Annotated in this window: 23 protein-coding genes; 9 read left to right on the top strand and 14 right to left on the bottom strand. The window is 66.4% G+C overall.

What is annotated here, in order from left to right; genetic code table 11:
- The first annotated feature begins 51 nt into the window (after nt 1-51).
- Genes ACLB1G_RS12070 through ACLB1G_RS12055 form a run of 4 tightly spaced genes read left to right on the top strand, consistent with a single transcriptional unit; the run spans nt 52 to nt 7,023 of the window.
- The gene (locus ACLB1G_RS12070) at nt 52-867 is read left to right on the top strand and encodes a rhamnogalacturonan acetylesterase (protein ID WP_491627452.1); all 816 of its coding nucleotides are present in this window, start codon (nt 52-54) and stop codon (nt 865-867) included.
- Nucleotides 864-3,587 (top strand): pectinesterase family protein, encoded by a 2,724-nt coding sequence (locus ACLB1G_RS12065; protein ID WP_491627451.1) that lies wholly within the window; start codon nt 864-866, stop codon nt 3,585-3,587. The genes ACLB1G_RS12070 and ACLB1G_RS12065 overlap by 4 nt, the downstream gene beginning before the upstream one ends.
- Nucleotides 3,588-3,613: 26 nt before the next feature.
- Nucleotides 3,614-5,458, top strand: a complete 1,845-nt coding sequence (locus tag ACLB1G_RS12060) for a glycoside hydrolase family 28 protein (protein ID WP_491627450.1) — start codon at nt 3,614-3,616, stop codon at nt 5,456-5,458.
- An 11-nt stretch (nt 5,459-5,469) separates the two neighbouring features.
- Nucleotides 5,470-7,023 (top strand): pectinesterase family protein, encoded by a 1,554-nt coding sequence (locus tag ACLB1G_RS12055; protein WP_491627449.1) that lies wholly within the window; start codon nt 5,470-5,472, stop codon nt 7,021-7,023.
- Between the two features lie 39 nt (nt 7,024-7,062).
- On the opposite strand, the gene ACLB1G_RS12050 is transcribed toward ACLB1G_RS12055, so the two are convergent.
- The 9 genes from ACLB1G_RS12050 to ACLB1G_RS12010 form a co-directional block, all read right to left on the bottom strand.
- The gene (locus ACLB1G_RS12050; protein ID WP_491627448.1) at nt 7,063-7,941 is read right to left on the bottom strand and encodes an SMP-30/gluconolactonase/LRE family protein; all 879 of its coding nucleotides are present in this window, start codon (nt 7,939-7,941) and stop codon (nt 7,063-7,065) included.
- A complete protein-coding gene (locus ACLB1G_RS12045; RefSeq protein ID WP_491627447.1) occupies nt 7,941-9,512 on the bottom strand; it encodes an aldehyde dehydrogenase (NADP(+)) in 1,572 nt (523 codons plus the stop codon). Before ACLB1G_RS12045 ends, ACLB1G_RS12050 begins: the two co-directional genes overlap by 1 nt.
- Before the next feature lie 160 nt (nt 9,513-9,672).
- Nucleotides 9,673-10,584, bottom strand: coding sequence for a 5-dehydro-4-deoxyglucarate dehydratase (gene kdgD, locus ACLB1G_RS12040; protein ID WP_491627446.1), 912 nt, complete (start codon nt 10,582-10,584; stop codon nt 9,673-9,675).
- Nucleotides 10,585-10,733: 149 nt separating this feature from the next.
- The gene (locus tag ACLB1G_RS12035; RefSeq protein WP_491627445.1) at nt 10,734-11,504 is read right to left on the bottom strand and encodes a FadR/GntR family transcriptional regulator; all 771 of its coding nucleotides are present in this window, start codon (nt 11,502-11,504) and stop codon (nt 10,734-10,736) included.
- 83 nt (nt 11,505-11,587) lie between these two features.
- Entirely contained in the window at nt 11,588-12,415 is an 828-nt protein-coding gene (locus ACLB1G_RS12030) for an HDOD domain-containing protein (protein WP_491627444.1), read from the bottom strand.
- A 153-nt stretch (nt 12,416-12,568) separates the two neighbouring features.
- Nucleotides 12,569-13,150: a TerD family protein gene (locus ACLB1G_RS12025; RefSeq protein ID WP_491627443.1), complete on the bottom strand. Its 582-nt coding sequence runs from the start codon at nt 13,148-13,150 to the stop codon at nt 12,569-12,571.
- A gap of 29 nt (nt 13,151-13,179) precedes the next feature.
- Nucleotides 13,180-13,875, bottom strand: coding sequence for a TIGR00266 family protein (locus ACLB1G_RS12020; RefSeq protein WP_491627442.1), 696 nt, complete (start codon nt 13,873-13,875; stop codon nt 13,180-13,182).
- Nucleotides 13,876-13,889: 14 nt separating this feature from the next.
- Nucleotides 13,890-14,465, bottom strand: coding sequence for a TerD family protein (locus tag ACLB1G_RS12015; protein ID WP_491627441.1), 576 nt, complete (start codon nt 14,463-14,465; stop codon nt 13,890-13,892).
- An 80-nt stretch (nt 14,466-14,545) separates the two neighbouring features.
- Nucleotides 14,546-15,586, bottom strand: a complete 1,041-nt coding sequence (locus tag ACLB1G_RS12010; RefSeq protein ID WP_491627440.1) for a DUF475 domain-containing protein — start codon at nt 15,584-15,586, stop codon at nt 14,546-14,548.
- Between the two features lie 101 nt (nt 15,587-15,687).
- Here ACLB1G_RS12010 and nhaR point away from each other — a divergent pair, with 101 nt between their 5' ends.
- Both nhaR and ACLB1G_RS12000 read left to right on the top strand, forming a co-directional pair.
- On the top strand, nt 15,688-16,599 hold the full coding sequence (nhaR, locus tag ACLB1G_RS12005; RefSeq protein WP_491627439.1) for a transcriptional activator NhaR: 912 nt from the start codon (nt 15,688-15,690) through the stop codon (nt 16,597-16,599).
- 83 nt (nt 16,600-16,682) lie between these two features.
- Entirely contained in the window at nt 16,683-18,023 is a 1,341-nt protein-coding gene (locus ACLB1G_RS12000) for a hemolysin family protein (RefSeq protein WP_491627438.1), read from the top strand.
- Here ACLB1G_RS12000 and ACLB1G_RS11995 read toward each other — a convergent pair.
- Nucleotides 18,020-18,940, bottom strand: coding sequence for a LysR family transcriptional regulator (locus tag ACLB1G_RS11995; RefSeq protein WP_491627437.1), 921 nt, complete (start codon nt 18,938-18,940; stop codon nt 18,020-18,022). The two genes, ACLB1G_RS12000 and ACLB1G_RS11995, sit on opposite strands and share 4 nt — an antisense overlap.
- Before the next feature lie 122 nt (nt 18,941-19,062).
- Between ACLB1G_RS11995 and ACLB1G_RS11990 the strand changes: the two genes are divergently transcribed.
- The 3 genes from ACLB1G_RS11990 to ACLB1G_RS11980 all read left to right on the top strand — a co-directional run bounded on the left by ACLB1G_RS11990 (nt 19,063) and on the right by ACLB1G_RS11980 (nt 22,305).
- Nucleotides 19,063-19,905 carry a type 1 glutamine amidotransferase domain-containing protein gene (locus ACLB1G_RS11990; protein WP_491627436.1) on the top strand — a complete coding sequence of 281 codons (843 nt, stop codon included), beginning with the start codon at nt 19,063-19,065 and terminating at the stop codon, nt 19,903-19,905.
- Between the two features lie 112 nt (nt 19,906-20,017).
- On the top strand, nt 20,018-20,626 hold the full coding sequence (locus ACLB1G_RS11985) for a hypothetical protein (protein WP_491627435.1): 609 nt from the start codon (nt 20,018-20,020) through the stop codon (nt 20,624-20,626).
- A gap of 11 nt (nt 20,627-20,637) precedes the next feature.
- Entirely contained in the window at nt 20,638-22,305 is a 1,668-nt protein-coding gene (locus ACLB1G_RS11980; protein ID WP_491627434.1) for a hypothetical protein, read from the top strand.
- Between the two features lie 59 nt (nt 22,306-22,364).
- On the opposite strand, the gene ACLB1G_RS11975 is transcribed toward ACLB1G_RS11980, so the two are convergent.
- Genes ACLB1G_RS11975 through ACLB1G_RS11960 form a run of 4 tightly spaced genes read right to left on the bottom strand, consistent with a single transcriptional unit; the run spans nt 22,365 to nt 26,178 of the window.
- Nucleotides 22,365-23,456: an AI-2E family transporter gene (locus ACLB1G_RS11975; protein WP_491627433.1), complete on the bottom strand. Its 1,092-nt coding sequence runs from the start codon at nt 23,454-23,456 to the stop codon at nt 22,365-22,367.
- 52 nt (nt 23,457-23,508) lie between these two features.
- Nucleotides 23,509-24,126, bottom strand: a complete 618-nt coding sequence (locus ACLB1G_RS11970) for an SCO family protein (RefSeq protein WP_491627432.1) — start codon at nt 24,124-24,126, stop codon at nt 23,509-23,511.
- 4 nt (nt 24,127-24,130) lie between these two features.
- The gene (gene cyoE, locus ACLB1G_RS11965) at nt 24,131-25,024 is read right to left on the bottom strand and encodes a heme o synthase (protein ID WP_491627431.1); all 894 of its coding nucleotides are present in this window, start codon (nt 25,022-25,024) and stop codon (nt 24,131-24,133) included.
- A complete protein-coding gene (locus ACLB1G_RS11960; protein ID WP_491627430.1) occupies nt 25,021-26,178 on the bottom strand; it encodes a COX15/CtaA family protein in 1,158 nt (385 codons plus the stop codon). Before ACLB1G_RS11960 ends, cyoE begins: the two co-directional genes overlap by 4 nt.
- Nucleotides 26,179-26,186: the final 8 nt, after the last annotated feature.

Raw genomic sequence — 26,186 nt, 5'->3', positions numbered from 1 at the left:
GAGGCGCCGCACCCCAAGGGTGTGGCGCCTTTTTTTTATGGAGAGAGCAGCATGAACTTCCCCATGTCCCGCAGCGGCGCGCGCGCCCTGCTGTGCGGTGCGGCCCTGGCCTGCGCCGCCATGAGCGGCGCCAGCGCCGCCGACGCCGAGCCGGCCAAGCCGGTGCGCTTCATCCTGGTGGGCGACTCCACCATGGCCAGCAACAGTGGCTACGGCGACGCCTTCTGCGCGCGCGTCAACCGCGCCGACACCTGCATCAACCTGGCCCGCGGCGGGCGCAGCTCCAGCAGCTTCCGCAAGGAGGGCCGCTGGGACGAGGTGCAGGGCCTGCTGCGCGGCTCCGTCGCCTACCGCGCCACCTATGTGCTGATACAGTTCGGCCACAACGACCAGCCGGGCAAGCCGGGCCGCTCGACCGACCTGGCCACTGAGTTCCCTGTCAACATGCAGCGCTATGCGCAGGAAGTGAAGGCGCTGGGCGGCGTGCCGGTGCTGGTCACGCCGCTGACGCGCCGCACCTTCAAGGATGGCGTGGTCGAGAACAGCCTGTCGCAATGGGCCGATGTGATACGCGCCACCGCCCAGGCCGAGAAAGTGCCGCTGCTGGAGCTCAATGCCGACAGCAACAAGGCAGTGCAGGCCATGGGCCAGGACGAAGCCGACACGCTGGCCATGGCGCCGCGTCCGCCGGAGGTGATCGATCCCGCCACCGGCAAGGTGGAAGTCAACGGCGCCGCCAAGACGGCCTTCGACCGCACCCACCTGGGCGCCAAGGGCGCCAGCTATTTTGCCGCCATGGTGGTGGATGAGCTCAAGCGCGCCGTGCCGGAAGTGGCGCGTGAATTCAAGACCGAGGACAAGCAATGACAGCCGTAGTCTACCCGCGCCGCCATGCTGGCTTGCCCACCGGCGAGGCTGGCGGCACTGGCCGCGCGCTGCCGCGGCCGCCGCGCGGCGCCGCCATGCTGGCCCTGGCCACACTGGCCACACTGGCCGCCTGGGCTCCGGCCGCGCAGGCCCAGGATACGCGCCAGGTGGTGGAGCCATCCATGCCGGCCGCCTGCACCGTGCTGTCCGCCACTGCGGACACGGCTGACGGCGACGACACCGCCCGCATCCAGGCCGCGCTGGACCAGTGCGGCAGCGGCAAGGCCGTGCGCCTGGCCGCCAGCGGCGGCAAGCGCGCCTTCGTCGCCGGCCCGCTGACCTTGCGCAACGGCGCCAGCCTGCAGGTCGATAGCGGTGTCACGCTGTACGCCAGCAGCAACCCGGCCCTGTTTGACCGGGGCTCGAAGACCTGCGGCAGCATCGACCAGAACGGCAAGGGCTGCAAGCCCTTCATCACCATCGACAAGAGCAGCAACAGCGGCATCTACGGCGACGGCGTGATCGACGGCCAGGGCGGCCGCGTGGTGGACGGCGGTGCCGAATCGTGGTGGCAGCTGGCGCGCCGCGCCCAGAAGGAGGACGCGCGCCAGAACGTGCCGCGCCTGATCGAGATCGGCAACTCGAACAACATCACGCTGTACCGCATCACCCTGCGCAACTCGCCCAACTTCCACGTGGCCATGAACAAGGTGGACGGCTTCACGGCCTGGGGCGTGCGCATCGACACCCCGGCCACGGCGCGCAACACGGACGGCATCGATCCCGGCGCCTCGCGCAACGTCACCATCGCCCACAGCTATATCCGCACCGGCGACGACAACGTGGCCATCAAGGCCGGCGGCAACGGTCCGACCGAGAACGTGTCCATCCTCCACAACCGCTTCTACAGCGGGCATGGCATGTCCATCGGCAGCGAGACCAACAGCGGCGTGCGCCGCGTGCTGGTGCAGGACCTGACCATGGACGGCACCACTTCCGGCCTGCGCATCAAGAGCGACGTTTCGCGCGGCGGCCCGGTGCAGGACATCACCTACCGCGACGTCTGCATGCGCGACATCAAGGCGCCCATAGACCTGAGCACCACCTACAACGCCAAGGCCGAGGGCAGGCTGGTCCCGGTGTTCACCAATCTGGTGTTCGAGAACGTGCACAGCGTCACGCCGGGACGGCTGATCGCCCAGGGCTACGACGAGCAGCGCCCCATCGAAGGCACGCTGCGCAATGTGTCGATTGCCGGGAAGGCCGACCGCCGCGTCAGCAACGCCAGGTTCACGGGCGAGCCGGTGGGCAGCAGCGACAATGGCGCCTGCGCCGGCAAGTTCCAGCCCTTTCCCGAAGCCGCCGCCACTGGCAAACGCCCGCAACTGAGCCTGGAGCAGGCAAAGATGTTCAGCTACACCGAAGTGCTGAAATACGTGGGCGAGGCCGGCAAGGAGCGCATCGATCCCTGGGACCCGCTGGCCGATCCGCTGGCCCAAGGGGCGTCCTTCACGCCCGACTACGTGGTGGACGCCAAGGGCAAGGCCGACGGCGTGAAGACCTTCAACACCGTGCAGGCCGCCGTCAGCCGCATCCTCACCGATGGCGCCAACAAACGCGTCTACCTGCTGGTGAAACCCGGCGTGTATCCGGAGCTGGTCTACATCCCCGCGGCGGCCCCGCCCATTACCCTGTACGGCGTAGGCAAGGACGCCGCCGCCACCGTGATCACGGCCAGGCTGGACGCGGCCGTGCCCAGCGCCGACTACGTCAAGCAGTACGGCCCGCAGTTCGCCGCCGCCCATCCGGCGGTCCAGGCCATGTACGCCTGGGTGCGCGACCGCCAGGCCAGCATAGGCACCATGGGTTCCATGACGGTGTGGGTGCAGAACCAGGGCTTCCAGGCGCGCAACCTGACCATCGCCAACGCCTACAACAAGGACACCGGCAACGGCGCCGCCGCCTGCGAGGGCGACTGCAAGGGCGCGCAGAACGGCGTGGTGCACCACCAGGCAGTGGCGCTGCAGGTAGATGGCGCCGACAAGGCGCAGTTCGAGAACGTGCGCCTGATCGGCTTCCAGGACACGCTGTTCCTCAAGTCGCCGCGCACCGCCACCACCACGCGCAGCTTCTTCAACAAGAGCTACATCGAAGGCGACGTCGATTTCATCTTCGGCGACAGCACCGCCTATTTCCACCAGTCCGAGGTGAAAACCCTGGGCGACCGCAGCACGGCCTACGTGGCGGCGCCGGACACCAACTGGAAGACCCGCTACGGCTTCGTGTTCGACCATGTCAACTTCACCCACGACGGTTCGCCCAATGCGCTCAAGGGCAAGTTCAACCTGCTGCGCCAGTGGTTCCACAGCTCGCGCTGCACGCCCTACGGCCAGGTTCCGGTGGAAGGCTATCGCTGCGCGCTGGGCGACACCAATGTGTTCAATTCGCCCAAGGGCGTGATCACCCGTTCCGTGCTGGAGACGGTCGGCAAGATGGTGGTGCTGAACTCGCGCATTGGCGCCCACATCGACAAGGACCAGCCATGGTCCGACTGGAACCGCGCCGGCACACTGGCCTACCGCCCGGTGCAGTACAGCTCCGACGACTACTGGGACAACCTGCTCAAGGCCGGCATCGATCCGGTCCGGGACCTGGGCTACAGCGCCCGGCCCGCACCCGCCGAGATCTATCTCGGCGAATACAACAACTCGTACCATTAAGACCATCAAGCACTTAGGGAGATAGCATGACCATCAACGCACAACGCCGCAACCTGATGAAGGCCATGTCGGCGGCCGGCATGTCGCTGACCGGCAGCGGAGCCGCGCTGGCCGCCACCGCGCCCGATCCCTGGCTGCAGGCGGACGCCATCGTCCAGCGCCTGTCCAAGCCGCTGAAGTTCCGCAAGCAGGATTTCAAGGTGACCGACTTCGGCGCCAAAACCTGCAAGCTGGTGAAAGTGAAAGCCTGGATCTCGTTCGAGGAACAGGACACGGTGGATACGCCGGCCCAGGGCTCGCCCGACTGCTATGGCCCGTTCGCGGCCGCCATTGCCGCCTGCAGCAAGGCCGGCGGCGGCCGCGTCGTGATCCCGGCCGGGAACTGGTACATTGCCGGTCCCGTGGTGCTGCTGTCCAACGTGCACCTGCACCTGCAAAAAGGCGCCCACCTCTACTTCAGCAACAACCCGGCCGACTATGCCAAATATGGCGACATCGATTGCGGCAAGAACGGCAAGCTGACCATCTCGCGCTGGCAGAGCAACGACTGCCTGAACTACTCGCCCATGATCTACGCCTACGGCCAGGACAACATCGCCCTGACCGGCGAGGACTGGAGCTCGGTACTGGACGGCCAGGGCGGCGTTCCCTTCAACGAAGCGGGCGACTGCTGGTGGACCTGGAAGGGCAAGCTCAAGACCATGAACGCGGTGGCGCAGGGTTCCACCCCCAACTTCAAGGCCGGCATGATGTCGGAAAATACCGAAAACCCCAACAACGCCGTGTCGCTGGCCGAGGTGGCGCCCAAGCTGACCGAAGCCGAGCGCCTGCTGATACAGGGCGAGGGCAAAAAATGGCGCGCCGACGCACAATACCTGCCAGCCCTGTCGGAAGCGGGCGTGCCGCTGTCCAAACGCGTGTTCGGCATCGGCCACTACCTGCGCCCGCCGATGATACAGCTGATCGGCTGCACCAACGTGCTGCTGGAAGGCTACCACGTAGTGCACACGCCGTTCTGGCAGCACCACCCTGTCCATTGCCGCAATATCGCGATCCGCAAGGTGCACGCCGAAAGCCTGGGCCCCAACAGCGACGGCTTCGATCCGGAAGCCTGCGACTATGTGCTGATCGACGGCTGCACCTTCGACACCGGCGACGACTGCATCGCCATCAAGGCCGGCAAGGATCTCGACACCCAGTACGGCCCGTCGCAGAACATCGTGGTCCAGAACTGCATCATGCAGAGCGGCCACGGCGCCGTCACCCTGGGCAGCGAGATGGCGGGCGGCATCCAGAACGTGTATGCGCGCGACCTGGTATTCCAGAACATCAACTGGGCCACCAATCCGCTCAACACCGCGATCCGCTTGAAGACCAATCTCAATCGCGGCGGCTACCTGCGCAACTTCTTCGTCAAGAACGTGCAGATTCCGAACGGCGTACAGACCAGCCCTTCGTTCTACGCTTCGCTGCCAGGATCGCCAATCGCGTCCAAGACCGTGGCCACGGCGGCCGGTGCCATCGTCACCTTCGATTGCGACTACACGCCCATCAGCGACAACGTGCGCACCCGGCCGCCGGTGGTGAACAACATCCAGATTTCCAACGTCAAGGTCGGCAATGTCAAGAAGGGGGACAAGCAGGTCTCGTGCTACCAGGCCATCGTCATCCTGGGCCCGGTGGCTTCCGACTACAACGGTCCCGGGCCGATGCCGCCCGTGTTCCCGGTGACGGAGGTCAGCATTTCCGATTCCGACTTCGGCACCCCGGTCAACACCGAGCAGCCCTGGTATTTGTACAACGTGCAGGGGCTGACGCTGAAAAATGTCACCATAGGCGGCAAGGTGCACAACACCGTGCTGTCGGCCTGAGGAGCGTACGCATGGCGACCACGCACCGGGCCACCATGCTGGCTGCGCTGTCCCTGCTGGCCGCGCTGGCCGGTCCGGGCGTGGCCCGCGCCCAGACCTATGCGCCGGCGCGCCAGGCGCACGGCGTCAACCCGGACACCCACCTGGCGCTGACCTTCAGCCAGCCGCCGGTGCTGGGCAGCGCCGGGCAGATCCGCATCTACGACGCGGCCGACGACCGCCTGGTCGATACCCTGGACCTGGCCATCCCGGCCGGGCCCACCGAGCGCAGCACCCTGCCGGCCGCGCCCTATCTGGCGCAGCCCTATTCGTATGAAGGGCCGCGCCGGACCAACCGCGACACGAAAGCCGGCACGCCCTCGGCCGGCGCCGCGCCGGGCGACACGCGCTACCAGCTGACCATCATCGGCGGCTTCACGGACGGCTTCCATTTCCATCCCGTGATCGTGCGCGGCAATACCGCCACCATCTACCCGCACCACAACCTGCTCGATTACGGCAAGCGCTATTACGTGCAGATCGATCCCGGCGTGCTGACGGTGGCCGATGGCAGCTTCCAGGGCCTGGCCGGCAAGCAGGCCTGGACCTTCGCCACCAAGGCCGCCGCGCCGCGCGCCGACGCGCAGCGGGTCACGGTCAGCGCCGACGGCAAGGGCGATTTCAGCACCGTGCAGGGCGCGCTGGACTTCGTGCCCGATCATCCATCCAGACGCACCACCATCTACGTGCGCAACGGCGACTACGAGGAAATCGTCTACTTCCGCGCCAAGCACAATCTCACCATCCTGGGCGAGTCGCGCGACCAGGTGCGCATCCACTATGCCAACAACGAGGTGTTCAATCCGCACCCGTCCAACATCAGCACCAATGAGAGGCCCGGCACCTTCCCCTCGCGGCGCGCGGCCTTCGCGGCCGACAACGTGAGCGGCCTGCACCTGGTGAACCTGACGCTGGAAACCACCCTCACCGGCCAGGCCGAGGGCCTGCTGCTGACCGGCAGCGAGAACATCGTCAGCCACGTCACCATCATCGGTTCCGGGGATGCGCTGCAGGTCAGCGGTCCCACCTACCTCGACCGGGTGAAAATCATCGGGCATACCGACACCATCCTGGGACGCGGCCCGGCCTATTTCAACCGCTGCGAGCTGGAGTCGGAAGGCGCCTTCATGTGGATACGGAACACGGCCGACAACCACGGCAATGTGTTCAATCACTGCAGCTTCACCACGCTCAAGGGTGGGACTACCGAGTTCGCGCGCTCGCCGCCCAACAAGGGCAAGACCTATCCGCATGCGGAAGCGGTGCTGCTGAACGCCACGCTGACCGGCATCAGCGCCGTGGGCTGGGGCGAGATCGCCGGCGACACCTCTCAGCTGCGCTTCTTGGAGTTCAACAGCCGCCATGCGGACGGCACGCCGGTCGACACCAGCAAGCGCGCGCCCTACTCGCGCCAGCTGGACGCCGTGCGCGACGCCCAGGCCATCGCCAACTACAGCACCCCGGCCTGGGTGCTGGGTGGGTGGACGCCCGAGCTGGAGCCTGAGCTCAAACGCAAGTTCGATTGACAGGGTGGGAAGGCGGACGCGCGGGCGCCCGCCTTTTCTTTAGCCGGCGAACGGAACGTCCGCCACGCCCTTCACGCCCGGGTTGAGCGTGATCACGGAACCGCCCCACTCCGCGTCTTCCGGCTTGCCGGAAACGATGGAGGTGACCAGCAGCGTGTCCAGGTCCGGGCCGCCGAAGGCCAGCATCGACGGTTTCAGCATGGGCACATCGATACGGCGGTCCAGCTTGCCTTCCGGCGTGAACCGCAGCAGGCAGCCGCCGTCGTTGCCGGCCACCCAGTAGCAGCCGTCGGCGTCCACCGCCGCGCCGTCCGGGCGCCCGACTTGCGCGCCCAGGTCGGCAAACACGCGCCGGTTGGACGGCGTGCCGGTCTCGGTGTCGTAGTCGAAGGCCCACACCATGCGGCGCTGCGGATGGGAGTCCGACAGGTACATGATGCGGCCGTCCGGCGAGAACGCGGTGCCGTTCTGCGTCACCAGGTCCGACACGAAGGGGCCGCGCAGGCCCTGGACCGGGTCGTAGATGAACAAGCGGCCCTCGGCGCGCACGGCCGACATGTCCATGAACATGGTGCCGGCCACGAAGCGGCCTTGGCGGTCGCAGCGGCCGTCATTGAAACGGTAGCCCGTGCCCAGCCCTTCGGCCGGCGTGGCCAGCTTGCGCTGCACCGCGCCTTCCCATTCGCCCAGCTCCAGGCTGAACAAGCCGGTTTCCATGCCCGCCACCAGGCCGCCGCTGCGCTTGGGGGCCACGCAGGCAACCATCTCGTCAACGGTCCAGTGGCGTGCCTTGCCGCTGGCGTGGTCCAGGCGCCATACCCGCTTGGCGGGGATGTCGACCCAGTACCAGGCCTGCTCGGCGGCGCTCCACACCGGGCTTTCGCCCGTGGTGCAGCTGACGCCTTCGACGCGCTGCATCAGCCTTGCACCAGTTCGCCGTTGACCACGCGTGCGATCTTCTCCGGATTGCCATCGGCCAGGGAAGTCGGCAGCAGGTAGGACGGCACGTCCTGGTAGCACACCGGGCGCAGGAAGCGGTCGATGGCCGAGGCGCCCACCGAGGTGGAGCGGCTGTCCGAGGTGGACGGGAACGGGCCGCCGTGCACCATGGCGTGCGACACTTCGACGCCGGTCGGGAAGCCGTTGAACAGGATACGGCCCACTTTACGCTCCAGCACCGGCAGCAGCTTGGCGGCCAAGGCGCGGTCGCCTTCGGTGGCGTGCACGGTGGCGGTCAGCTGGCCTTCGACGTGCTTGGCCACGGCCAGCACCTCGGCTTCGTCCTGGCACACTACCAGCAGCGAGCTGGGGCCGAAGATTTCCGCTTCCAGGGCCGGATTGGCCAGGAAGGTCTTGGCGTCCACCTTGTACAGGAAGGCCTGGGCCGCGCACGGGGTGCTGGGGGCGATGCCGGCCGCCAGCTGGGTCACGCCCTCGATTTTCGACAGGGTGGTCACGCCCGACACATAGGCCTTGTGGATGCCCGGGGTCAGCATGGTGGAGGCGCCCTTGGCCTGCAGGGCGGCGACGGCGCCGTCCACGAAGGCTTGCAGGGCCGGGCTGTCGATACCGACCAGCATGCCGGGGTTGGTGCAGAACTGGCCGGCGCCCATGGTCAGCGAGTCGGCGAAGCCTTGCGGCAGTTTTTCATTGGCCAGCGCGCCCGGCAGCAGGAACACGGGGTTGATACTGCTCATTTCGGCGTAGACCGGGATCGGTTCCGGACGCTCGTTGGCGGTCTTGACCAGGGCCAGGCCGCCGGCGCGCGAGCCGGTGAAGCCCACGGCCTTGATGACCGGGCTGCTGACCAGGTTCTGGCCTATGGTCTGGCCGCTGCCGATCAGCATGGAGAACACGCCTTCCGGCATGTCGCACTCGATGGCGGCTTTCTGCACGGCGCGTCCCACCAGTTCCGAGGTGCCCAGGTGGGCCGAGTGGGCCTTGACGATGACGGGGCAGCCGGCGGCCAGGGCCGAGGCGGTGTCGCCGCCGGCCACCGAGAAGGCCAGCGGGAAGTTGGAGGCGCCGAACACGGCCACCGGGCCCAGGCCGATCTTGCGCAGGCGCAGGTCGGCACGCGGCGGGGTGCGTTCCGGCAGGGCCGAGTCCAGGGTGGCGCTCTGCCAGCGGCCGTCGCGCACGACCTTGGCGAACAGGCGCAGCTGGTTGCAGGTGCGGCCGCGCTCGCCTTCCAGGCGGGCTTGCGGCAGGCCGGATTCAGCCATGGCGCGTTCAATCAGGGCCGGCCCCAGGTCCATGATGCGGTCGGCGATGGTTTCCAGGAAGCGGGCGCGCTGTTCCAGGCCGGTGTTGCGGTACACGTCAAAGGCCGCTTCGGCCAGTTCGGTGGCGCGTTGCAGTTCGGCGTTGCTGGCCAGGCCGAAGCTGGGTTCGATTTCAGCGTTCAGGGCCGGGTTGATGGCTTTTTGCGAGCCTTCCTTGCCCAGGACGGTGGTGCGGCCGATGATCATTTCGCCGGTGATTTGCATAGCGTGCTCCTATCTGATGGTTGTGCTGTCGATGTCCCGCACCAGCGACGAAACGACCGCGCCGTCAGCGCCTTGCAGCGTCGAGGGAGCGGTCGTTTCATTACGCAGGCCGTCGGGCGCTACGGTGATGCATTAAAACTGGTACGGCCCAGGCGTCCGATTACTGCGCGCCTTGCTTGCGCATCAGCGCGCCGAGCATCTCCATTTCTTCCGGAGTCAGGTCGGTCAGCGGTGCGCGCACCGGGCCGGCGTCATAGCCGGCCAGCTTGGCGCCGGCTTTCACGATACTGACGGCGTAGCCGGCCTTGCGATTGCGGATCTCCAGGTACGGCAGGAAGAACTCGTCGATCAGGCGATTCTGGGTGGCGTGGTCGTCGGCGGCCACGGCGTGGTAGAAGTCCATCGCCAGTTTCGGCACGAAGTTGAACACCGCGGACGAGTATACCGGAGTACCCAGGGCCTTGTAGGCGGCGGCGTACACTTCGGCGGTGGGCAGGCCGCCCAGGTAGCTGAAGCGGTCGCCCAGCTTGCGCCAGATCGAGACCATCAGTTCGATGTCGCCGATACCGTCCTTGAAGCCGATCAGGTTCGGGCAGCGGTCGGCCAGGATGGCCAGCGAGGTCGGGCTCAGGCGGCAGTTGGCGCGGTTGTACACCACCACACCCAGCTTGGTGGCCTTGCAGACCTCGGCGACGTGTTCGATCAGGCCGTCCTGGCTGGCTTCGGTCAGGTAGTGCGGCAGCAGCAGCAGGCCCTGGGCGCCGGCTTTCTCGGCTTCCTGGGCATAGGCGGCGGCCACGCGGGTCGGGCCGCCCACGCCTGCCAGGATGGGCACCTGGCCGGCGCAGGTGTCGACCGCGGTCTTGATGATTTCAGGGTATTCCTGCGGGGTCAGCGAGAAGAACTCGCCGGTGCCGCCAGCGGCGAACAGGGCCGAGGCGCCGTACGGAGCCAGCCATTCCAGGCGCTTGACATAGGTGTCCTTGCGGAAGTTGCCCTGGGCGTCGAAGTCGGTGATGGGGAAGGACAACAGGCCGGAAGAAAGGATTTTTTTCAGCTCATTCGGTTGCATACTGGTCTCCAAGTTTTGAACGGACACTACTGCTGTTGAAAGGAATGGGTGGTATTCGCCACCTGTTGTATGACATCGTACAACCTAAATCATCCGGGATCAAGCTATTTCATGCATACGGGGCTGGCGCCCCACATTTGTGGCCGAACTCAGGCGTTGCCGCTGACGGCGATGACCTCCTGGGCGCGGCGCAGGCGCTCGCGGCTGTTGGACAAATGGGTGCGCATGGCGGCGCGCGCCGCTTCCGCATCCTGGCGCAGGATGGCGTGGTAGATATCCTCGTGTTCGCGGTTGACGCGCTCCTGGTAGGCGACCGGGTCGTCATGGGCCAGCTGGGCCGAATTGACGCGGGCGCGCGGGATGATGGTGTTGCCCAGGTCGGTCAGGATGTCGACGAAATAGCGGTTGCCGGTGGCCTGTGCGACCATCAGGTGGAAGGCTACGTCCGACTCCACCGCGCCGGGCTGCCCCTGCGAGGCGACGATGCGGCGCAGCACGGCGCCCATTTCCTCGACCTGCTGCTCGCTACGGCGGGTGGCGGCCAGCCAGGCCGCTTCCGTCTCCAGGCTGATGCGCAGCTCCAGGACAGACAGCACATCGCCTATGGTGCGGATGGCGTCGGCATTGATGCGCAGGTTGGCCGGCTGCGGCTCCAGCACGAAGGTGCCGATGCCGTGGCGGGTCTGCACCAGGCCGGCGGCCTGCAGGTGCGAGATGGCCTCGCGCACCACGGTGCGGCTGACGCCGTGCATTTCCATGATGACCGATTCGGTCGGCAGTTTTTCGCCCGGCTTCAGGGTGCCGGCCTGGATGGCGGCGGTAACGGCCTCGACCACGCCTTGCGCCAGGTTGCGGTGCTTCTTCCTGGGCGCGGGAACGGTGGACGGGGCGGTGGAAACGGCGGCGGCGGGCTGATTCATGGCTGAAATGTTAAGTGGGCTACGCCCATTATATCAGCGACATGATTGTTTCCTGCGGTTGTATGACAACACCGGGGCAGTATTCACACGAGCAGAGCCGCGCTCATGGAGGCGGCGTCGGTGGACGACTCGCGCAGCACCCTGGCCAGGGCGGCGTCGTCATTGACGAAGCGGCCCAGCGTGTCCATGGCTTCGGGGTCGCGCGCCGGCTCCAGCGGCGAGCGCACCGGCGCCAGGCGCTTGGCGATCAGCAGGGTGTCGCGCAAGCCCAGGGGCGGTGGCGTCAGGCTGGCGCCGCGCAGCGAGCAGATGGCCTGGGCCACCGGTTCCGGCACGGCCAGCTTCTTCATCACTTCGCGGCAGACGATTTCCTGGGCCGCGCCCATCCAGCCATCCAGCTCGTCCAGCAGGCCGGGCATGTCATCGGCGCGCGACAGCAGGAACAGGCCGCTGGCCTCGTGCACGATGCCGGCAAACAGGGCGGTGTCGGGATCGCAGGCCGTGATGTGGCGCCCCACCAGGTGGGCCAGGGCCGCCGTGTGGGCGGTGTGGCGCCACAGCTGCTCGGCCTGGGCGCGCAGCTGCGGGTCGCGGATGCGGGCGCCGAACTGCCGCACCACCATGGCGGCCGCCATCGTGTACAGGTTGCGGTAGCCGACCCGCATGACGGCGGCGCGCACTCCGGTGATGGGCGTGCCGCTGCGGTTGAAGACGGCCGAATTGGCCAGCGCCACGGTACGGGCGGCCAGCACCGGCTCGGCCAGCACCTTGCGTATCACCTCCTCGATCTCTGTGTCGGGATCGGCCAGGGCCATCTGCAGGTTGAGGGCGGCGTTCACGCTGGTGGGAAAAACCAGTTCGCCGCGCGCGGCCTGGCTGACGATCAGCGACATGTCTTTGAGTTTTTCCATGGAAACATTATACGCGCCTCCGCCGCGCTACGCAGGAGGGACACGCTCATTCATCCAGAAAGCATAAAAAAAGCAGCGCTCCCGCAAGGGAGGCGCTGCCAAAGGCGGGTCGAGGAGACCCTGGACTACGAGACTACGGAGACGCTACAGCTGTTACAGGTGGGTGGCGATCTGCGGCAGCAGGTCGTCGAAGGTGCGGCCGTTGCCGTTTTCGCCGATCGCGTGCATCTTCCACTCGCCATTGTGACGGTACACCTTGGCCATGATCTGGGCCGAGTGCGGGCCCTGCACCGACAGGTTGAAGCGCGCCACTTCCTTGCCGTTGCTGGCGTCGACCAGGCGGCAATAGGCGTTTTCCACTTGCGAGAAATTCTGGCCGGTGAAGCTGTTCACCGTGAACACCAGGCTTTTCACATTGGCCGGCACCTGGTTCAGGTCGACGTGGATCTGCTCGTCGTCGCCATCGCCGGCGCCGGTGCGGTTGTCGCCGCTGTGGACGATGGAGCCGTCGCGGCTCTTGAGCTGGCGGAACCAGATCACGTCCAGCGGCGCGCCCGATTCATTGAACAGCACGCACGAGGCGTCCAGGTCCACCGCTTCGGTCTTGGCGCCGAAGCCGAAGAAGCCCTTGCTCTTGATGGCGTCCCAGCCCAGGCCCATGGTGACCTTGCCCAGCGCGCCGCCGGCTTCCTTTTCCAGAGAAATCTTCTGGCCCTTCTGCAGATTGACTGACATTGCGGTACTCCTTTCCTGCTCCTAAAAAGTTATTGGGCGCGGCGCTGGGTCCAGGCCAGGAAGGCCTCGCGGTTGCGCGAACACACCAGCACCTTGCCGCTGCCCGAAAAACGCAGCACCATGCCTTCACCGCTGGTCTGGCTGTTCACCAGGTTGCTGAGGAAGCCGCCGTTGCCGCCGGTGGTGACCGAGATCTCGTAGCGCAGCGCGCTGTCCCAGCACACCACGTGCGAGTTGTCGATCACGATGTCGTTGCCGGGCGTGACTTCCAGCTGCGACATGGAGCCGAAGCCGGACACCACCACCTGGCCGCTGCCGCCGGTCTCGGTGATGAAGAAGCCGCCGCTCTGCGCGAACAGGGCGTTGCCCAGGCTCTGGGTGCGCACATTGAGCGACACGCTCTCGCTGGCGGCCACGAAGGCGCCGTCGCTCAGCATGTACTGGCGCGGCCCCACGTCGACCACCTGCATGGCGCCCGGCAGCGTGGGCGACAGCAGGCAATCGCCGCCGCCGCGCACCGCCTCGATGTGCTGCTGGAAGAACGATTCGCCGTTGGCGAAGCGGCGCATGATGGCCGCCCCGATGCCGCCGGTGACACGGCCCCTGAGATCCAGGGCCGCTTCCATCATCACCATCGCATCGGATTCGCAGTAGATTTTTTCACCCTGCGCGAGCGAAACGTGCAGGAAGGGATCGACATCCCCGGTGACCGTAAATTTGGGCATGGCAGTGGCTTTCCTTATACGCTGACGCCGAACGACGAAGCCAGGGGTCCGAGGCCGCCCTTGTAGCCCTGGCCGACGGCCTTGAACTTCCAGTCGGCGCCGTTGCGGTAGATCTCCCCGAAGATCATCGCGGTCTCGGACGAGCTGTCCTCGGACAGGTCGTAGCGGGCGATCTCCACGCCGCCGTTGGCGTTGATGGCGCGGATAAAGGCTTTCTGCACCTGGCCGAAGTTCTGGCGGCGCGCCTCGCCGTCGTGGATGGTCACGGCCACCGCGATGCGCTCGATGTTGGCCGGCACCAGGGTCAGGTCGATGGTGATGGTCTCATCGTCGCCGTCGCCGGCGCCGGTGCGGTTGTCGCCCGCGTGGACCACGGCGCCATCCGACGATTTCAGGTTGTTGTAGAAGATGAAGTCGGCGTCGGCGCGGACCTTGCCGTCGGCCTTCAACAGGAAGGCCGAGCTGTCCAGGTCGAACGCGCTGCCATCGGTGCTGCGCACATCCCAGCCCAGGCCGAGCACGACTTTCGACAGGCCCGGGGCTTCCTTGCTCAGGTTGACGTTGCCGCCTTTTTGCAGACTGATTGCCATGATGCTTACTCCTATGTAGGTTGACCGGACACGTTTTGCTGCGGAGGCAGCGGGATGGTGTCCTCGCATCCCAAAATTCGTCAGGCTGCGATGGCCGCCTGCCGCCTGCGGTACTGCACCGAAGACCACACCGAGGCCAGGATGAAGGCCACGCCGACCAGGCCGGTGAAGATCTCCGGGATGTGGTACTTCATACTCGCCAGCATGATGAAGGCCAGGATGCCGATGGCGTAATGGGCGCCGTGCTCCAGGTACACGTACTGGTCCAGCGTGCCCTTGTGCACCAGGTAGACCGTCATCGAGCGCACGAACATGGCGCCTATGGCCAGGCCCAGCATGATGATCACGACGTCGGTGGTGATGGCGAAGGCGCCGATCACACCGTCGAAGCTGAACGATGCATCCAGCACTTCCAGGTACAGGAAGCCGCCGATACCGCCGCGCTTGACCATGTCGCCCACATTGCTGCCCTCTTCTTCCTTCTCCAGGAAGTTGCTGATGGCATCCACGCCGATGTAGACCAGCACGCCCCACAGGCCGGACACCAGCACCACGAACTTCTGCGCTTCCTGCACCAGGCCCAGGCTGGCCAGCAGCACGCCCAGCGCGATGATCACGGAGATCGAGGAAATCTTGCCCAGCGAGCCCAGCTTCTTCTCGACATGGCCCAGCCAGTGGGTTTCCTTCTCGTGGTCGAGCAGGAAGTTGAGGAACACCAGCAGCAGGAACATGCCGCCGAAGGCCGCCACTTCCGCGTGGTGGTTGGTCAGATGGGTGGAATACGCTTTCGGGTCGTTCAGCGCCAGCTGCCACACGTCCCACATGCTGAGGTCGGCCGCGACCGCCACGATCACCAGCGGGAACAGCAGGCGCATGCCGAACACGGCGATGATGATGCCCACGCCCAGGAACAGCTTTTGCCAGAACTCATCCCAGGTCTTGAGCACGGACGCGTTCACCACCGCGTTGTCGAACGACAGCGATACTTCCATGACGCCCAGGATGAGGGCGATACCCAGCGCCGACAGCGCACCCGGCCAGCCGGTATGTTCGTAACCCCACCAGCCCGCACCCAGCAGGCAGAAGAAGGTGACGATGAATGACACCCTGAAGTGCTTCATGTTGATCCCCATTGAATTATTTGATGGGTAGCAGTGTAGTCAAACACCGCTCACTAAAAAATAGAAGATAATGGAAGCATTACTTCGTAAAAACAGAAGATATGAAAACTACGGGATTGAACTACCGCCACTTGTATTTCTTCTGGATGGTGGCCAGGGAAGGCGGCGTGACGCGCGCCGCCGAGCGCATGGGACTGGCCGTGCAGACGGTCAGCACCCAGCTTGCCTTGTTGGACCAGCAGGTCGGCAAATCGTTGCTGGAGCCGCAGGGACGGCGCCTGGTGCCTACCGAGGCGGGCCGATTGGCGCTCAGCTATTGCGACCAGATCTTCCTGCTGGGCGACCAGCTGCTGGACGCCCTCGACGAAAGCGAAGCGGGCAGGATGCGCCTGGCAGTCGGCATCTCGGACTCCATGCCCAAGCTGATCGCCTACCGGCTGCTGCAGGTCACGCAAAGCATGAAGGTCAAGCTGGTGTGCATGGAGAACGACTACGAGTCGCTGCTGGCCGACCTGGCCCTGAACAAGCTGGACGTGGTGCTGACCGACCGCGCCGTGCGCGCCAGCGGCGGCCTGCGCGTGTTCAGCCACTTGCTCAACGAAAGCGGCATGCAGCTGTTCGGCGTGCCCAAGCTGGCGCGCAAGTACCGGCGCAACTTTCCGGCCAGCCTGGATGGCGCGCCATTGTTGCTTCCCACCCGTAACAATGCCCTGCGCGGCCGCATCGATGCCTGGTTCGTGCGGCACGGCGTGCGGCCAGAGGTGGTGGGCGAGTTCGAGGACAATGCCATGCTCAACACCTTTGGGCGCAACGGCATGGGCTTGTTCTTCGCGCCTTCGGCCCTGGCGCACGATATCCAGGAGCAATTCGGCGCCGTGCTGGTGGGCGATGCGCACGAGCTGCACGAGCAGTTCTACGCCATTTCCAATGAACGGAAAATCAAGCATCCGGCCGTGGAAGCCATCCTGTCGGCCGTGCACAGCGGGCCGTTCCGGGTCGCTTCCCACGAATGAAGGGGGCAAAAATTGCGCTGCATGGGGGCGGAGTCGTTTAAGATGACTGTTTTCAACTACCGGATCGCCGTACCACTCCCTATATGACAAATGCCTTGCTCGTCGTGCTCGCCCTGCTTCTGGTCGCGCTCAATGGTTTCTTCGTGGCTGCCGAATTCGGCATCGTCACCCTGCGCAAGACGCGCATACGCGCCATCGCCAAGACACAAGGACTACGGGGACGGATACTGGCAACGGTGCACGGCGAGCTGGACGCCTACCTGTCGGCCTGCCAGCTGGGCATCACCCTGGCCTCGCTGGGCCTGGGCTGGATAGGCGAGCCGGCCTTTGCCAGCCTGCTGGAGCCGCTGCTGGGCTGGGTGGGCGTGACTTCGCCCCAGCTGATCCACGGCATCGCCTTCGCCTTTGCCTTCAGCGTGATCTCCTTCCTGCACATCGTGGTGGGCGAGCTGGCGCCCAAGTCGCTGGCCATCCGCATGCCGGAAGCGGTCGGCCTGTGGAGCGCACTGCCGCTGTACTGCTTCTACTGGGCCATGTATCCCTTCATCTGGGTGCTCAACGCCAGCGCCAACATGGTGCTGGGCCTGGCCGGCCTGTCCGGCAAAGGCGGCCACGATTCGCACTACTCGGTGGAGGAATTGAAGCTGATCCTGCGCACCAGCCAGCCCGGCGAAAAGTACGACAAGGACGAGCGCAACATCCTGGCCCACTCGCTGGACTTCAGCGAGCTGTCGGTGGCCGACCTGATGCGCCCAATTAACGAAGTGATCGCCCTGCACGCCAAGCGCTCGCTGGAAGACAACCTGCAAACCATGCTGCGCAACCGCTACAGCCGCTATCCCTATTACGACGCCAGCGGCGAGAACGTGCTGGGCGTGGTGCACCTGAAGGATGTGTTCTTCGCCCAGCAGTCGGGCAAGCCCATCACCTCGCTGACGCCCTTCCTGCGCCCGGTCGAAACCTATTCGGCGCGCACCAAGGCGCTGGAACTGTTCCGCCGCTTCCGCGACGGCGCGCCGCACTTCGCCCTGATCGGCGAGAAGGGCAAGCGCCCGGTCGGCTACCTGACCATGGACAACCTGCTGGGCGCCATGGTGGGCGAGATCCACGATGAATTCCGCCTCAACGAAAACGACTGGCTGGAACAGGAGGACGGCACCCTGGTCGGCAAGGCCAGCCTGCCGATCTTCTCGCTGGAGCGCAAGCTGGGCATCGATATCGAGAACGAGGAACTGGGCGCGGACGAGGTGGAATCGGTAGGCGGCCTGCTGATGCTCAAGCTGGGCGACATCCCCAAGCAGGGCCAGCGCGTCAGCTTCAAGCGCTTCGACATCGTGGCGCGCAAGATGAACGGGCCGCGCATCCTGCTGGTCAAGGTCATCCCCAAACAGCCGGAGCAGGACGAGCACGACGAACAGGATTAAGCAGCGGCGCGCGCCTCCTGCGTGATGAAATCGATGAGGGTGCGCAGCGCCGGCGGCTGGTTGCGGTGCGGCGCATACAGCATGGAGAACGGGCGGGTGGCGCCGGACAGCTCCGGCAGCACTTCCACCAGCAGGCCGCGCCGCAAGCGGTCCTGCACCACGAAACCATAGCTCTGGCAAATGCCGGCGCCGGCCTCCGCCAGCGAGACGCAGCCCAGCACATCGTCCAGCACCCGCGCGCCGCCCTGCGGCCGCCACTCCACCACCTTGCCCTCCACCCGCAGCAGCCAGCTGCCCAGGCGTCCCGTGCTGGGCATGACGAAGGGCAGCAGCGCATGCCCGGCCAACTGTTCCAGCGAGGCGGGCGCGCCGGCCCGCTCCAGGTAGGACGGCGCCGCCACCAGCGTCAGGGACGCATCCTCCAGCTTGCGCGACACCAGGCCGCTGTCGCGCAAGGCGCCCAGGCGTATGGCCACGTCGTAGCCGTCCGCCACCAGGTCCACGTTGCGGTTACTGATGCTCACTTCCAGCTGCACGCCGGGGTAGCGCTGGCGGTAGCGGCCCAGCATGCCCATCAGCCGGTAGTGGCCGTAGGTGGTGGGCGCGCTGATGCGCACCCGGCCCGTGACGGCCTCGTCGCCCTCGCCCCTGCCCTGGATATCACGTTCGGCGCCCGCGATCAGGGCAAAGGCGGCGCGCGCCTGCTCCACGTAGCTGCGCCCGGCCTCGGTCAGGCCCAGGCGGCGCGTGGTACGGCGCAGCAACTGCGCGCCCAGTCGCGCCTCCAGCCGGGCGATGGCGCGGCTGACTACGGACGCCGTGGTCGACAGTGCCACCGCGCCTTCCGTCATCGATCCCTTGTCCACCACGGTGATGAAAACTTCGACATCGCTCAGGTGCTCGAACTTGCGGCTCATTTTTGCTTTTTTCGAATAAATATTTTCCCTGGTCCGTACTTTATCGACTTGAGAGGCAACAGTAAACTTTCGCCTTCACCAGATGGCGGCCGCGCCGCCTGACCATCACGAAAGGAATACCCATGAAACTGATCGCCACGCTGGGGCTGGCCGTGGCCGCCCTGCTGTCCACCAACGCCATCGCCGCCGGTAAAGGCAAGGTGCTGGTGCTGCTGTCCAGCGAGTCCGTGCTGCCGCTCAAGGAAGGCAAGACGTATTCGACCGGCTACTACCTGAACGAATTCGGCGTCCCCACGGACGCCCTGATCAAGGCCGGCTACACGCCGGTGCTGGTCACGCCCAAGGGCAATGCCCCGGCCGTGGACCGGAATTCGGTCGCGCCGCAGTACTTCGGCGGCAGCGAAGCCGAGATGCAGCGCATCCAGGCCGTGGTGAACGGCCTGCCCGATATCGGCAAGACGCTGTCGGTGGAGCAGGTGCTGGGCAGCGACCTGGGCCAGTATGCGGCCATCTTCATCCCGGGCGGCCACGGCCCGCTGATCGACCTGGCCAACAATCCCCAGGTGGGCCGGCTGCTGCGCCACTTCCACGAAGCCGGCAAGCCGACCGCTGCCATCTGCCACGGCCCCATCGCCCTGCTGTCCGCGCAGGCCGATCCGGCCGGCTACGAGCGCGCCATGATTGCCGGCCAGGCGCCAACCGCCAGGGAATGGATCTACGACGGCTACAAGATGACCATCTTCTCCGATCCCGAAGAACAGGTGTTCGAAAGCTCGCTGGACGGCGCCCGGGTGCGCTACTCGCCGGCAGCTGCCATGAAGGGCGCCGGCGGCGACACCAGCTACGCGCCGGCCTGGCAGCCCAAGGTGGTGGCGGACCGTGAACTGATCACGGCCCAGAATCCGTTCTCCGACCATGCCGTGGCGGCGGCCTTGATCGCGCGGTTGCAAGGCAAAACCGAATAGGGCACGTGTTGCACTATCGCAACTTTAACCAATTTTATTTCCATATGGAATTATTTTTTGGTAAATCGTAATAGAATTGTCCTGTCGATAGCAATCACTGAGGGAGGACGATGTGAAAGTATGGAAAATCCTGGCAGGCGCCGCCACTGGCGTGGTCGCGGTGGTGGCGCTGCCCGTGTTCGGTGCTGTGGGGACGGTCACGGCGGTGGGCGCCGCCGTGGGGGCAGCGGTAGGCGGCGGCGCCGGTACCCTGCTGCCGGACGATGACGATGCGGAAGCCATCGGCAATGCCGAACGGCGTGGCGAGGCCCGGGCCAAGGCGGAGGCGGCGCTGAAGATGGAGCAGCTGCGGCGCCAGTATGAAGAAGCCAGCGCCGTGCTGGACCAGCAAACCCGCCACACCGACCTGACCCTGGCCCTGTTCGGGGTCGGCATGGCGTGCATCGCCCACCAGGGCGAGGCCAGCGAGGATCTCGTGCTGCAGTTGAAGGAGCTGGTGGGCGGCGTGGCGCACGACGCCCTGCCGGCGGCCGCGCTCAAGAAAATGGACAAGCTGGTGGCCAGCCCGCCCAACCTGAAGTCGGCCCTGGCGCGCGCCAGGAAAATCGCACCCGAGGCCATGCCCTTGTTCGACGACCTGGTCGGCATGGTGGCCGTGATGCTGGACGGTGCGGCCGAACACGGGCTGCGCGCCGACTGGACCCAGCTGCGCGCCGCGTAAGGAGAACCGCCATGCCCGTCTCCGCCCGCGTGGAACGCTACAAGACCCGCCAGCAGGCGCGCACCGCCGCGCGGCGCCAGCCGGCCCTGGTGCTGCTGCCCTCGCCGGCTTCGGCGGCCCGCCTGGCCCGCATGGAGGAGGACAGCAGCTATGTCGATGCGCCGCGCATCGCCGCCGCCAGCCCCCTGCCCGAGCCGGACGTGGCCGAGGCCGCCCTGCTGCTGGAGGAATTGTCAGCCAGCTTCGAGCGCGGCAAGTTCCAGCAGACCATGGCCGAACTCAAGACCTCCGTACTGCAGAACATCGCTGGCCCGTTCGGCGTCGGCAAGCTGCTGAGCGCCTATGACAAGACCGGCGGCGCCGTCAACACCGTCCACAATGCGCGCCAGGGCGTGTACGCCACCGAGGCCGAAGCCCAGCGCTACGCGCAGCGCGAGGCCTACGACAGCGACGCCTACCACCAGCACCAGGACTACATCGCGGCCAACCGCAAGGTCAGCGCAGGCCAGAAGGCCGGCACCCTGGAGGACAGCTATACCGGCGAGACCTTCGCGCCCGGCGCCAGGCACGACCCGCAGCGCAAGGCCACGCTGGACCACGTGGTGGCGGCCAAGAATGTGCATGACGATGCCGGCCGGGTGCTGGCCGAACTGGACGGCCCCGGGCTGGCCAATATCGGCGCCAACCTGGAACCCACGGCCGCCAGCGTCAATTATTCCAAGAAGACCAGCACCGCGGCCCAGTTTTCCGCCAAGCTGGCAGGACAGGCGCCGGCGCGCAAGGCGCGCATGGCGGAACTGGCCGCCAGCAAGGCCCAGTGGAGCGACAAGGAACGCAAGGAATACGCCAGGCTGGAGGCGCTCGACAAGGTGGATCCCAAGCGCCTGGCCGACAAGGAAGCCCAGGCGCAGCGCGAGATCGACGCGCGCATCAACAGCGCCTACTACGGCAGCGCCAAGTTCGCCCGCGCCGCCGCCACTGCAGGCGCCACGGAAGGCGCGAAAATGGGAGTGCAGCAGGCGCTGGGCACGGTGCTGGTGGAATTCTTCGCCGCCGTGTTCGACGAAATCGGCGACCTGTACCGCCAGGGCCGGCGCGAAGAGAGCTTGATCAAGGAAGCCCGGGTTCGGCTGGGGAAAATCGCCCGCCGCGTGGGAGGCAAGTGGAAGGCCGCGCTGGCCGCGCTGGGCCAGGGCTTCCTGTCGGGGCTGCTGTCCAGCCTGGTCACCACCCTGGTCAACGCCTTTGTCACGACCGGCAAGAACCTGGTGCGCATCATCCGCGAGGGCTTCCTGTCGCTGCTGCGCGCCCTCAAGCTGCTGCTGTTCCGGCCGAAGAACATGAGCCGGCGCCAGGCCCTGCACGAAGCGTCCAAGATCGTGGTGGGCGCCGGCGTGACGGTGGGCGGCATCGCGCTGGAGGAAGTGGTGGGCAAATACATGGCCGCCCTGCCCGGCCTGGGCCTGGTCGCCGGCCCGGCGACGGCGGCCATCGTCGGCTCGCTGACGGCCATCGCCACCACCTTCGCGGTCTACATGCTGGACCAGGCCGACCTGTTCGGCGTCAACGCCCAGGCCCGCACCGAGGCCGTGTGCGGCATGCTGGACCAGAAGATGTCGGACTCGGCCCAGCGCATCGAGGCCGCGCACACCCGCATGCTGGCCCTGGCGCGGGTCTGAGCGGCACGCCGCAGGCGTGCGCCTGCGCGCCTGCCGGCGCCTGCATGCCGCGTCGCGGCTTATTTGCGCTCGACCACCCGTTCGATTTGTTCGCTGCGGCCGGGGTGCTGGTCCACGTGTTCGGCCGCCGTCCAGTTGCGCAGCAGGCCCAGGCCGACGGCCAGCAGGGTCGGGCCGATGAACAGGCCGACGAAGCCGAAGGCGATCACGCCGCCCAGCACACCCAGCAGCACCAGGATGAAGGGCAGGCTGCTGCCGCGGCTGATCAGCACCGGCTTGACCACGTTGTCCACTCCGCTGATCACGAACACGCCCCACACCAGCATGAAGATGGCCCAGCCGGTGCGTCCCTCGTTGAACAGCCAGATCACGGCGCCGCCCCAGATGATGGGCGGCCCCACCGGAATCAGCGAAAAGATGAAGGTGGCCACCGACAGCAGCACCACGGCCGGCACGCCGGCGATCAAAAAGCCCACCGCCGCCACCAGCGCCTGCGCCAGCGCCGTGCCCAGCAGCCCGTACATGACGCCGCGCACGGTGCGGCTGACGGTGTCAGCCACCGCCACGCTGGACGGGCCGATGAATTTCTCCAGTCCCACCGCCAGCGCGGCCAGCATGGCCTGGCCATCGCGGTACAGGAAGAAGCTGACGAACACGGCCAGGCTGACCTGGGCCACGCCGCTGCCCAGCACCACGCCGCCGCCCATCAGGAAGTGGCGCGCCGGTTCCAGCCAGGCCTTGGCCAGCGCCAGCAGCTCTTCGCGGCTACTGAGCAGGCGGCGCAAATAGGTGTCCATCATTTCGCCCACCACCGGGATGTCGCGCAGGAAGCCGGGCGGCTCCAGTGTGCCGTTTTCCAGGCTGACGCGCACGCTGGCGTAGAAGTCTGCCGCGCTGTCGGCAATGTTCCAGGTTACCAGCGCCAACGGCAAGATGATCAGCAGGGTCAGCGCACTGCTCATCACGGCCGCCGCCAGCGTGCGCCGGCCGCGCAGGCGCTCCAGCAGGCGCACATACAGCGGCCAGCTGGAAATGCTGATGGCCACGGCAAACAGGATGGCCGCCAGGAAGGGCCGCAGCACCGCCAGGCAGCCGACCACGAGGAAGACGGTGGCCGTCAGGCGGGTATAGGGAAGAAAGCGTTGTCGCATGCAAGTCCAGTTCGGATGGGCAGGCGGCGCCTGCCCCTTGCACGCCATCTTATCAGGACAATAGCTGGCGCAGGTCGTGCACGATAGGCTGCGGGCCCTGGCCATGGCGGATGAACAGGCGGATCTTGCCGTTCTTGTCGAACACGTAGCTGCCGGCCGTATGGTCCATCGAGTAGTTCTTCGGCGAGCTGCCCTCGACCTTGGCGTAATACACCTTGAATTCCTTGGCCACCTTGGCCAGCTGCCCGGGCGTGCCGCGCAGGCCGAGGAAGCGGCTGTCGAAGGCCGGCACGTATTGCGCCAGCAGCTCCTGCGTGTCGCGCTCGGGATCGACCGTGACGAACAGCACCTGCACCTGGTCGGCCTGCGGACCGAGTTCCTTCATCACGGCGGCCATCTCGGCCATGGTGGTCGGGCACACGTCCGGGCACTGCGTATAGCCGAAGAACATCACCACCACCTTGCCCTTGAAGTCGGCCAGGGTGCGCGGCTTGCCGGTGTGGTCGGTCAGGGCGAAGTCGCGCGCGTAATCGAGGCCGGTCAGGTCGGCATTCTTGAACGACAGCTTGGCCGGCAGCGTGCTGCCGGGCTTGGACGCGCTCTTGTCGCAGCCGGCCAGCAGCAGCGCGGAGGCGGCTGCCGCCAGCACCAGGGCGGGTAGTGTTTTCATAGGCTCACAGCGGGATGTAATGGTCCACCAGCAGCGCCGCGAACAACAGCGCCAGGTAGATGATAGACCAGGTGAAGGCTTTGCGTGCGATCTGGTCGGTGTAGTGCCGGTACATCATCCAGGCGTAGTACAGGAACACGGCGTTCAGCAGCACGGCCGCGGCCAGGTAGATCAGGCCGCTCATGTGCACGGCATAGGGCAGGATGCAGGTGGCGGCCAGCGCGATCGAATACAGCAGCACGTTGAGCTGGGTGAAGGGCATGCCGTGCGTGATGGGCAGCATGGGCAGGCCGGAGCGCGCGTAATCGTCGCGGCGGTACATGGCCAGGGCCCAGAAGTGCGGCGGGGTCCACACGAAGATGATCAGCACCAGCAGCCAGGCCTGCATGGGCACGTCGTTGGCGACGGCGGCCCAGCCCAGGGCCGGGGGCATGGCGCCCGACAGGCCGCCGATCACGATGTTCTGCGGCGTGGCCGGCTTCAGGATCATGGTGTAGATCAGGGCGTAGCCGACGAAGGTGACAAAGGTCAGCCACATGGTGAGCGGATTGACCAGGGTGTACAGCACCCACATGCCGGCGCCGCCGATCACGCCGGCGAATACCACGGTCTCGGCCACGGTGATGTCGCCCACCACGGTGGGGCGGCGCGCGGTGCGCGCCATGCGCGCGTCGATCTCGCGCTCGGCCAGGCAGTTGACGGCGAAGGCGGCGGCCGCCAGCAGCCAGATGCCGATGGTGGCGGCGATCACGGTATGGGCTGCCGGCATGCCGTCGGTGGCCAGGAACATGCCGATCACGGCACAGAACACGGCCAGCATGGTCACGCGCGGCTTGGTCAACGCCCAATACTGCGAGGCCCGGCTGCCGGACTTTTGTGTTGCGATTTGAGTGGTCATCGATGCTGTGGGGAGACCTGCGGGTAGACGGCGCTCGTGGCGGCCTTGTGCGCGGTCTCGAATTGGAATTTAGCCCTATAGTTTAACATGGTCAGCAAAAGTACCAGCAGGGCCGCTCCGGCGTTATGCAAGACCGCCAAGGTTAGCGGAAAGCTAAGGTAGATGGTGGCGATGCCTGTGCACAGCTGCGCCAGCAGGGTCAGGGCGATATAGCGCGCGGTCCTGTGCAGGGCGGCGTGGCCCCAGGCGCGCCAGGCCGTGTAGCCGGCCACCAGGGCCACCACGAAGGCGAAGTTGCGGTGCACCCAGTGGATGGCGGTCAGGGCCGAGAATGGCAGGTAGTGGCCGGCGGCGGTCTTGCCCAGCTCGCGCCACAGGGTAAAGCCGTGCTCGAAATCCATCTCCGGCACCAGCTTGCCGCCGCATAGCGGGAAGTCGGTGCAGGCCAGGGTCGCGTAGTTGGTGCTGGTCCAGCCGCCCAAGGCCAGCTGCACGCCCAGCAGCACGGCCGACAGCAGGGCCAGGCGGCGGATGTTGCGCATGGCCGGCGGCGAGGCCGTCACGGTGCGCACCGGCGCGTGCAGCTGGTCCTGGTGCCCGCCATACCAGGCCAACATGGCCAGCAGGCCCATGCCCAGCAGCAGGTGGGTGGTGACGATCACCGGCTGCAGCTTGAGGGTCACGGTCCAGGCCCCGAAGGCGCCCTGCAGGCAGACGAACAGGAACAGCGCGGTGGGCATCCAGGGCGCGTAGGCCGGGGCGCGCGTCCTGCGCCACTGGCGCCACGATTGCGCCATCATGGCCACGATCAGCACCCCGATGGCCATGGCCAGGTAGCGGTGTATCATCTCGATCCAGGCTTTCACCACGGTCACCGGGCCGGTCGGCATCAGGGCTTCGGCGGCCTTGATTTCCTCGTGCGCCAGAAAGGGATTGGCCAGGCCGTAGCAGCCGGGCCAGTCCGGGCAGCCCAGGCCGGAATCGGTCAGGCGGGTGAAGGCGCCGAACACGATCAGGTCGAAGGTGAGGAAGACGCTCACCCACACCAGCTTGCGGTACTTGTTGGTGTCGGACGAGGTCCAGACCAGGGCGGCCGGCAGCAGCGCCACCAGCAGCGCGGTGATTGCCATCTGCGGCAGTGTCGTTGCGTGCATCTTGAATA

The organism is Duganella kummerowiae, from assembly GCF_053572355.1.
This window is presented reverse-complemented; position numbering and strand designations above follow the sequence as displayed.